Source organism: Clostridium sp. AM22-11AC, assembly GCF_003473545.1.
Classification (GTDB): Bacteria; Bacillota; Clostridia; order Lachnospirales; family Lachnospiraceae; genus Enterocloster.
Genome location: NZ_QUCM01000013.1, coordinates 79,307 through 85,989 on the forward strand (window position 1 = coordinate 79,307; position 6,683 = coordinate 85,989).

Below are 6,683 nucleotides of genomic sequence, written 5' to 3' on the forward strand. Positions count from 1 at the left end.
TTTCGCTCCTAAATCCTAATGATTTTATATGCTTTTTCACGTTCTGCCTTATACAGATCCAAAGGATCATCCAGCGGCGGTTTTTTCTTTACATTCGCACGCTTTGCGATCTGGTACTGCATCAGGAAATATCTGCACTCATCATAAATATGATCTTCCTGTGTAGTGTCAATATCTTCTACGTTCTTTGCATCATATACCAGCTGTGGGATTGTCCTTATAAATCCCTTACATGTGTTAAAAACGTAAAATAACGGATGTCCATCTGCATTAAATGCCAGTCTGTAATGATATTGCATTTTCCCGGCAATTCGATGATTATCGCCTGGGCTCCAGTACACTCCATTTCGGGCCATGATGTCCGCTATAGAATCGCCTCTGCTCACATCAAAGATTGATGGATCTGCTATGCCTGCTATTTTTCTTCCCTTAAGGTTTGGATCAGTCTCTTCTACTTCCCGGATCATCCGCGCCTGCTCTGCGGGATCCACTTCCAGTCCTACATTTGCCTGTCCCTCTTTGCAACCATACAGCTCACGGATCCGATACACACATCCGCTATAATCGACAGCATACCAGCCAACTGAGAACGGTTTAGCATATCCAAAGTCGTAGCTTCTTCCGATCAGCCATCCTTCCGGTATCTTAAACGGCTCAATAACATGGGTCCATTCTCGGCTTTCATAATTTGACGGGTCATTTTTCCATTCTGAGAATACCTGTCCACTGAACGAATCCCAATCACCATACAAAAGCGCATTTCTTTCTGCTTCTGGCAGCATAGCCAGTGATGCGATATACTCCGGGTTGTTGTCCAGCAAAGCCTTATTATCAAACACAGAGCTAGGGATAAATATCCTGTCTCTGGTACGCTTTATCACCTCACCGGATGGTTTGGTGATATTCACTTCCTGCACAATCTTAGTCTCCGGCTTTGCTATGCTCACAAATCGTGCTTTTACCCACGGATGTCCTGGGCCGCCTGGGTTCGCCGTACTCCTGATGTATGTTCTCAATCCAGGTGCTGATGATCTAACGCGGGAAAAGAGATACATATACTCTTCTTCCGCAAAATGCGTTAACTCATCGAATCCTACAAAATCAAAATGTCTGCCCTGGTATTTAAGCTTGTCCTTTGTGTGCTGCATTTGCCCGAAGTAGATCATTGCACCAGATGGAAACCTCCAGGCATGCTTACTTTCGTTGTATTTCGCTCTCGGGAACGCTGAACCGTAAAGCTCATGGCTGCGGCTTATGATATCTTCCAGCTCAGGGTAAGTCTTTCGGAAAATGATTGCGCGATACTGGGGTATTTGGACTTGTCTCAATGCCTCTGCCACTAAATAATCACTCTTTCCACCGCCAGCAGCTCCACCATATAAAGCCTCAAATTCTGGACGTGACATCATAATTTCCTGTCGTGGCTGCGGTGCCCATACAATTCTTGGGTTACTCATCCTTTTTTACTTCCTTGCTGATCTGCTCCACCTGGGTTGGCGTCAAAACAATAACACCAGTTCCCTCATCATCTGCCATAGCCTCTGCAACTTTTTCTTTCCAGATATCCGGTTTACGGTTCTTCAGCCAGAATATGATTGCTTTTATATCCGGTTCAAAATAGTGGACCTCTTCCGCCGTCTTTAATTCTTCAAACTCTTTTATCTTTCTTCCTGTTGCTTCGTCATATTCTACAGTCTTAACTTTAAAAGCCTTTTGCTCCCTTGCATAAAAGCCAATGGCCTTTTTGTACAAACTGTTCTCGATCAGACGATCCGCAAAGTCTTTCCCGGTTGCCAGCGCCGCATTAATTGGTGCATATTTCTTTTTCCATTCCGCCAGCGTGGATCTGCTTATCCCTATCTGCTTTGCTATTTCTTCATCTGTCATTCCGGCTCTTGCCCAAGCTGACAGAACCGCCTGATGCTCTTCACTTTCTGCCCATTCCCGCCATTTCTGGCGGCCTGCTGCTTTTCGCTTCTTTTCCGCCATATCACCACCTCATAGCATCAATTTTATATTTTTTCCTGTCCCTTCTCTACCACCCCACCTTTGTCCGGTTTTTCCCACGCAAAAAAGCCCTATATCAGGGCTTCTCTACTAACTTACCGCGCGCGCATGTATGCGCACATCAGCATGTCCGATTGTGTTTACTCATAAAATTTCTCAAAATATCCTTCTTCCACCATATCAACAGATCCATCTGCTACCATACGGCATTTATATTTTCCCGCTCTTGCTTTTTCAATCTCTTCAGCGCTCACATGGATCACTGGGCCTTCTCTTCTTGCCAGAGCTGACACCCAAACCATGGCTCCTTTTGCAATCAGATCTGCCTCCATAAATCTTTTTCTGTCCCTCTCTGCCTGGCGTTTTGCCTCTGCCTCTCTCCGTTCTGCAATCTTCACTCTCTCCATTAAGCTCATTTTCTTTTTCATTTCTTCTCATCCTCCATTTGTGTTTTATAGATTCCCTTAAAGTAAGGGCATGTCTCATACATATCTTCGCAAAATATCCCGGCAAAGTTGCTTTTTTCTTCATGGCACGTAAAAACGATCTGGTTTTTGATCTCAAACCCCAGATTGCAGCATATGTTCTGGCAGGTTATTGTTGCCTGCTTTTTTGTGTCACTTGCCATAGTCTCATAGTAAGGGCATCTTACCCGTACACTATAATTCAACTTGCAACGCCCCCTTTCTTCTCTTTCCCCCTTTCTGCATATCTTCACAGGATCCATGCTTGATCATCCGGGCATAGATGTAAAACATCGCCAGATCCGGATTGTATTTAACCTCTGCATCGAGGAACTTATATCCTGGATAGGCTTTTTCCATTTCCTGTCGCATGGTATCATCATTTTTTACCATCCGGTTCACTTTCCCTCTGCGGAACTTTCCGTAACTTCTGGTCGGTTCCGGTGGCTTTTTCAGGTTCTTGGAGGCACACCATCTTTTTGTACCTCGGGGATTATTCGTAATGTATGTTGCCAATCCTGTAATCAAAAAATCCTCATCTGGCTTAATTCTCCGAGTATTTTTTCGGTCACACTTTTTCCACATATCTTCCAGCTCATCACGATCCACACCCTCTCCTGTCATAAGGATGTGGAAATGTGGACGGACTTTTCCATCGAATGCCAGGATGTATATGTATTTAATATTTTTCTGGCCATTCTTTTTTCTGCGGTAGTTTATCCTCGTAATAAAATTTCTTATGTCCTTGATAGCAGCTTTGGCATCCCCCGGCATGTACTCATCATTCCAACCAAATGTTGCCCAGATATCATCTACTCCAAAATTGATGCAGGCCAGTCTGATGCAATACCGTCTGGAATTCCTATCATTCAGATTTTTCTGTGACGGTTTGGTCTCTCTTTTTTTCAGAGTTGCCGGCATATCTCCCCTTCTCAGGAAAGATGGATACACCTGTGACTCTAGCAACTCATCACCACTCACCAGATTTTTAGATCTATTCGTCGTTGTCCTATAAAGGCAGCTCACCCGCTGCTCAGAAATCAGCTTTTCAATCTCCCATTCTTTTAACTTATCTGCCTGTTGATTAAATGCTGATTCGTAATCATAGTTATCGTAGTGCTTCATGCTGCTCCTCTTTAGTTCCTAAATATTTACGAGATTTCTTCCGTTTGTTAATACCCATTACAAGGACGGCAAAGAGGATTTCCCCCTGACCTTTTTTATGGGGCCCGTTACAGGCCCCAATCCTTTTTCTATTAAACTGCCCTTTTTCTAATCATCCTCAACGTGTCCGGTGTTGATTGAGCATAGTACATACTCGTTACTTTAGAATCCGCGTGACCCAGGACTTCCTGGATCGTTCCTATATCTACGCCTCTGTTTTTCAACTCCATTCCCAGTGTCTTCCTCATCTTGTGAGGATAACACCGGTTTGTCACACCTGCGTGTTCCGCAATTTCTTTCATGATTGTCCGTACCGAAGATGTCCCTATTGGCTTATAAGGCTTGCTCTTTGATACGAACATATGTTCATTGTTGTCTGTCCTAGAGTTCCAATATTTTTTGTAATGGTATAAAGCATCTGGATCCAGATATATGGTCCGATACCGGTTACTTTTTTCACCTAGAATCAAAATATCCCCTGTTTCCCAGTTGATCTGGTCAACAGTTATCTCAACAATTTCTCCTACGCGTGCCCCGGTACTGCGCAGTACTTCAATTAAGGCTCGTTCCCGTAAGGTCCAGCAACTGTCTCTTAAACGTGCCATTTCTTCCGGTGTAAAAAAATCTATAGGCTTTCTCTGCACCTTTAATGGCTCGATTGCTTCAACTGGATTTACAGTTATAAGCTTTTCTTTCCGCATCCAGGAAAAGAAAGCGGACAAATACCTTCTTTCGCTATTCAAAGTTGAGTTCTGATTTTTTCGTCCGGTTACTGGTACATTCCGGTTCTCATACCAATTGAGATAGTAAAATATATCATGCTCATCCATCTGCACCAATGGCTTGTCCAACACCGTGATCAGGCGTTTGATTGATGCCATATAACCATATTTAGTCCCTTCACGAAGCTTTTTCTTCTTATATAAAAAGAGTTTTATTATGTACTCATTCTGTTGATCCACACTATCCTTAATCTCTGCCGGTAGCGTATTGATTCTTTCCATAACCACATCTATCGTCTTGTCAACTATCACGCGCTCCAGAATTTGGATTAAATCAGCAGCAATATATGCTGACATGGCAACGATTACATCATTAATAACCTGTGTTTTAACATTCTCATTTGTCATAGATATCCTCCTTTTCCTTGCTTAAGAAGGGTATATATGATATACTTATCTTAAGCAGAACGGCGGATCATGGTACCTTGGGCGGTTAATGATCTGCCTGTTTTTTTGTTACTGTGTTCTGTTTCCATCGGCTTTTCTCCTTTCTTCTCTAAACCATTTGCCATCACCTTTAAGCATCCTGGTCCTTGTTTCATCCCAATCTGCACAAAGCTGTGCACTGTATTTATTTAGAGCTACTTCACATTCAATTTCAAAGTGTTTCAATCTATATCTTCTTTTTATCAGACTATTTAAACGAGCTGCTACCGAGATGTTTTGGCTGCTCACTTGCAGCATTTCTCGCAACTGTTTGCTCGTATACATTCCGCAGTACGTATTTCTGTCGTACAATTCATATAAATTAACTTTATTCATTTTTTCTTCCTATCTTGGTATCTTTCCAGTTTTTTCACATAATGCCAGGTAATTATCCACCGCTAAACGAAATTTTTCCCGCAAATCGCGTATATTGGAGGAATGAAAACTTACCAAATCAGAGCAGTTAGAAAGAGTTCCCACATATATCATTTCTTTGGAATCATATTCGATTTTTGCTTCATAACCTTTGTATGTCATAAAATCTCTCCACTAAATTTCAGTTTTACTGCATAACGTTATTAATTTTATGCAACTTTATCCTCTGCCTCCAGGAAGGCTGCAACAGCCTTTTTTATCAGCCACGCTATGGTTCTTTCATTCTTCTGGCAGTAAGCCACTACTTGCCGGAGCTGCACAGGATCCATGCTCACGCTCTGTCTGACGGCTTTATCTTCTGCTTTCTTCTTCGGTCTTGCCATATCACTACCTCCCTTTCCGTATGCTTATTAAATTTTGGGTTATTTCAGTTGTGATCCAGAAAATAGGGGCCGGAAAGAATTGACTTAGGGGGTAAAATTATGTTAGTTGCAACCTTTGACATTGGAACTACCGCAGTAAAGGCGGTAGCTGTACGTGACGATGGAGAACCGTTTTTTACAGGAAGCCAGGTGATCCATACTATAGAAAAAAATGGTTTTAAGGAACAGAACCCGGAAGAATGGTACAGTGCTTTCTGCGCCTTATCCCATGCTCTTACAGATAAAATATCGGCCAAAGACATTTCCGCTCTTATTTTTTCCGGTCAGATGCAGGATGTGATACCAGTTGGAAGTGACTTAAGATCTTTGGGAAATGCCATTCTCTACTCTGACGGACGGGCTGGCGCACAGGCAGAAGCCATTGAAAATGCAGTTGGCAGCGATACTATTACCGCTATTACAGGAAACCATTTTGACGGTTCCATGCCTCTGGCAAAGATCTTGTGGTTAAAGGAAAATCAGCCGGAGATCTATGAAAAAGCAGCTGCTTTTCTCATCAGTTCCAAAGACTATGTAGTGGCAAGACTGACCGGGAATTTCATTGGTGATATGACGGCCTGCGCTACTGCGGGAGCTATGGATCTGGAACATAAAACATGGTCTGAGCACCTTATAAACGATGCCGGACTGGATATAAACAAATTTCCAAAACTGCTCCATTCCCATGAACTTGCAGGCGTAATAGCAGAAAAGGGAGCTGCTGATACCGGCTATCTGCCCGGAACAAAAGTCTACGCAGGCACCGGAGATGCCGGGGCTACCACTCTTGCCAGTGGTATCTTAGCCCCTGGCGAATACAATGTAAACCTGGGTACTTCCAGCTGGGTGGCAGCTGTATCAAAAGGCCGTATGGACAGTGAAGGCGGCGGTTTTAACCTGGCTGCCATGCAAAAAGACTTATATATTAATGTAGTACCATTTTTAAATGGTGGAAATGTACACCGCTTTATTGCCCGGATCTTATCCCGCGAGCTGGACCATAAACCGGATTTCGCCTATATCTCCCACCTTTTAAAAAACCA

At 43.1% G+C, this 6,683-nt stretch carries 10 protein-coding genes; 1 reads left to right on the forward strand and 9 read right to left on the reverse strand.

Translation table 11 applies throughout. From position 1 onward, the window contains the following. Positions 1–8: 8 nt before the first annotated feature. From DW251_RS11900 to DW251_RS17980, 9 genes are all read right to left on the reverse strand, one after another. Positions 9–1,457 carry a phage terminase large subunit gene (locus DW251_RS11900; protein WP_118301260.1) on the reverse strand — a complete coding sequence of 483 codons (1,449 nt, stop codon included), beginning with the start codon at positions 1,455–1,457 and terminating at the stop codon, positions 9–11. Next, positions 1,450–1,989, reverse strand: coding sequence for a helix-turn-helix domain-containing protein (locus tag DW251_RS11905; RefSeq protein WP_118301261.1), 540 nt, complete (start codon positions 1,987–1,989; stop codon positions 1,450–1,452). The genes DW251_RS11900 and DW251_RS11905 overlap by 8 nt, the downstream gene beginning before the upstream one ends. Positions 1,990–2,147: 158 nt before the next feature. After that, on the reverse strand, positions 2,148–2,435 hold the full coding sequence (locus DW251_RS11910; protein ID WP_118301262.1) for a hypothetical protein: 288 nt from the start codon (positions 2,433–2,435) through the stop codon (positions 2,148–2,150). Beyond that, positions 2,432–2,677, reverse strand: coding sequence for a hypothetical protein (locus tag DW251_RS11915; protein WP_118301263.1), 246 nt, complete (start codon positions 2,675–2,677; stop codon positions 2,432–2,434). Before DW251_RS11915 ends, DW251_RS11910 begins: the two co-directional genes overlap by 4 nt. Continuing rightward, positions 2,667–3,596 (reverse strand): hypothetical protein, encoded by a 930-nt coding sequence (locus DW251_RS11920; protein ID WP_118301264.1) that lies wholly within the window; start codon positions 3,594–3,596, stop codon positions 2,667–2,669. Before DW251_RS11920 ends, DW251_RS11915 begins: the two co-directional genes overlap by 11 nt. A 131-nt stretch (positions 3,597–3,727) precedes the next feature. Beyond that, entirely contained in the window at positions 3,728–4,765 is a 1,038-nt protein-coding gene (locus DW251_RS11925; RefSeq protein ID WP_182433611.1) for a tyrosine-type recombinase/integrase, read from the reverse strand. A gap of 108 nt (positions 4,766–4,873) precedes the next feature. Next, entirely contained in the window at positions 4,874–5,179 is a 306-nt protein-coding gene (locus DW251_RS17810) for a hypothetical protein (RefSeq protein WP_147352232.1), read from the reverse strand. 9 nt (positions 5,180–5,188) lie between these two features. Beyond that, a complete protein-coding gene (locus DW251_RS11930; protein ID WP_118301266.1) occupies positions 5,189–5,380 on the reverse strand; it encodes a hypothetical protein in 192 nt (63 codons plus the stop codon). A gap of 47 nt (positions 5,381–5,427) precedes the next feature. Beyond that, entirely contained in the window at positions 5,428–5,601 is a 174-nt protein-coding gene (locus DW251_RS17980; protein ID WP_182433614.1) for a hypothetical protein, read from the reverse strand. Between the two features lie 99 nt (positions 5,602–5,700). On the opposite strand from DW251_RS17980, the gene DW251_RS11935 reads away from it, so the two are divergent. Next, the coding region (locus DW251_RS11935) for an FGGY family carbohydrate kinase (protein WP_118301267.1) at positions 5,701–6,683 on the forward strand (983 nt) is incomplete at its 3' end.